Consider the following 2530-nt stretch of genomic DNA (forward strand, 5'->3'; position numbering starts at 1 on the left):
TAGCGGGGACTGCGGTGCAGGCAGGGCCCCACGGCGGGGCGCGGCAGGTATCGCTCATGTCTGGCCACCTTCCCTGGTTGGCTGTCGGGGATCACGCTTGTCCGTGCGCCGGGTGCCGTTGCCGTCTCCTTGCCCCGGACTCCGCTACATGCTGCCCCATTTCCCGTCGCAATCCAAGATGGTATGCGCGGGGGCGGAGCGGCTATGTGCGTTGTCTGCCGTTCACTCTTTGCCGCCGGTCCCGTCCCCGGTGGCCGGCTGATCCAGCTCGTCGAAGAGGTCGCCGTACGGGTCTTCCTTCTCCGGCGGGTTGCCGTCGTAGACCAGGTTGCGGCGGTACTGGAGGTAGCTCGAGCGCGTGAAGGCGTAGGGGTCCAGTGCGGCCTCGTTGCGCAGGCGCACGGTGCCCTCGAGCTGGGCACGGGTGTTGACGAAGTTGAGCGCCGTCAGCCCGCCCAGGGTGACGGTGTTGAGCGCGGTGTAGGTCAGCACGTTGGTGTAGTAGGCCACCGGATAGCGGGTGACGTCGCGGGTGCTCGACGGTCCCAGCGCCGGCACGACGAGGTAGGCGCCGCTGTCGACACCGTAGGTGCCCAGCGTCTGGCCGAAGTCCTCGGTGCGGTCCGGCAGGCCCATGCGGCTCGCCGGATCGAGGAAGCCCGCGAGCCCGAGGGTGGTATTGAACATGAACCGCGCGGTGTCGGCAAAGGCGTAGCCGATCTTGCCCTGGAGCAGGTCATTGAGCAGTACGCCCGGATAGGCGAGGTTGTCGAAGAAATTGTCCACGCCCGTGCGTACCGGCTCGTTGGTGACGGCCGTCCATCCCCGGGCGGCGGGGGCGAGCACGTAGCGGTCCAGCCCCTCGTTGAAGTCGTAGACCTCGCGGTTGGCGCCCTCCAGCGGGTCGTAGGCCTGATCCGGTGTCGTCTGCGGCGTGCTCGCGCAGCCGGCCAGCACCGACACCAGGACGGCAGGGGCGAGGGCCCGGAGTGCATTGTGGGCGGTGGCGGTCACGGCTCACTCCTGCTCACGGATGAATGTCAGTACGCTGCGGTTGAATTCCCGCGCCCGCTCCAGCATGAGCATGTGACCCGTTTCAGGGAAGAGCTGGAGCCGGGCCTCCGGGATGGCCTCGGCGAGATACTCGCCGTTTTCCATGGGCCAGACGATGTCGTCCTCGCCGTGCAGGACGAGCACCGGGATGCCGATGTCGGCGAGCCTGTCACCCTGGCCCGGCTGGCTGTAGACCGCCTCGAGCTGGCGGGTCGGGCCTTTGGGGTCGACGTCGAGCTCGCGCTCGAAGCGCAGCAGCCGCTCCGCGAGGTCGGGCACCCGTTCGCGGTAGGTGGGATGGTAGAACACCTCGGTGAGCCGTTGCACGGCGTTGGCGTGGCCCACGGCCTCGCGGTCGATATGCAGGATCTCCTCCACCGCCCGGGCGGGGCGGGCGAAGGCCGGGTCGTTCACGCCCGGGCCGGTGCAGCCGAGTATGAGGCTGCACAGCCGCTTTGGCGCCATGTGGTAGAGGGCCTGGGCAATGAGTCCGCCCATGGAGACCCCGACCACGTGGGCCTCCGCGATACCGGCGGCGTCCATGGCCGCGAGCACGTCGGCGGCCATGTCGTTGATGGTCCAGCTCTCGGTATGGCTCTGGGTGCGGCCCGTGCCGCGGTTGTCCATTACCAGCACGCGGCATTCCCGGCTCAGCGCCGGGATCTGCATGCCCCAGGCCTCGACGGTGCCCCCCAGCCCCATGATCAGGACGACGGCGGGGCCGCTGTTGCCGTGGGTCTCGAAGTAGAGCCGGGCGTCGCCCGTATCTACGTAAGGCATGTGGGTCTCTGCTGCACTGAACAAACAGCGCTCGAGTATAGACTTTCGCCTGTCCGATTGCATCGGCGTGACCGCTCAGGCCGGATCGTCTTCCGGGTCGACGGCGAAGTCGAACGAGTCGAAGTAGAGATGTCCGGGGTCCAGCCCGTGGATGGCGAATGCCGTCTTCGCGGCCTCGATCATCGGCGGCGGCCCGCTCATGTAGACGTCGTAGCCGCTGAGGTCCGGGTAGTCCTCGATCACGGCCTCGTGGACGAAGCCGGTGCGCCCGTTCCACTGGTCGCCGGCCCGGGGCTCGGAGAGTACCGGGGTGTAACGGAAGCTCGCGTGCTCCCGCGCCCAGCGCTCCGGCAGGTCCGCGAGGTAGAGGTCGTGCCGGGCGCGCACGCCCCAGTAGAAGTGGATGGGCCGGTCGATGCCGTGGTGGAAGGCGTGCTCGAGCATGGACTTGATGGGCGCGAAGCCCGTGCCGCCCCCGATCATGAGGATGGGGCGGGGCGAGTCCTCGCGCAGGAAGAATGTCCCGAACGGGCCCTCGAAGCGCAGCAGCGCGCGCTCCTTGAGCTCCTCGAAGATGTAGCCGGTGAAGCGCCCGTCCGGCACCTGGCGGACGTGCAGCTCCAGCAGCTCGTCGTCATGGGGCGGGTTCGCCAGCGAGAAGCTGCGCCGGCGGTTGCCCCGCAGCAGGAAGTCGACG

Annotated in this window: 3 protein-coding genes; all 3 read right to left on the minus strand. The window is 68.5% G+C overall.

The window, feature by feature from the left end; genetic code table 11:
- Positions 1-222 precede the first annotated feature (222 nt).
- Positions 223-1014: a VacJ family lipoprotein gene (locus G7A99_RS16665; RefSeq protein ID WP_018717612.1), complete on the minus strand. Its 792-nt coding sequence runs from the start codon at positions 1012-1014 to the stop codon at positions 223-225.
- Between the two features lie 3 nt (positions 1015-1017).
- The gene (locus G7A99_RS16670) at positions 1018-1833 is read right to left on the minus strand and encodes an alpha/beta fold hydrolase (protein ID WP_018717613.1); all 816 of its coding nucleotides are present in this window, start codon (positions 1831-1833) and stop codon (positions 1018-1020) included.
- A gap of 75 nt (positions 1834-1908) precedes the next feature.
- The coding region (locus G7A99_RS25615) for an FAD-binding oxidoreductase (RefSeq protein ID WP_240466315.1) at positions 1909-2530 on the minus strand (622 nt) is incomplete at its 5' end.

The organism is Arhodomonas sp. KWT, assembly GCF_010993615.1.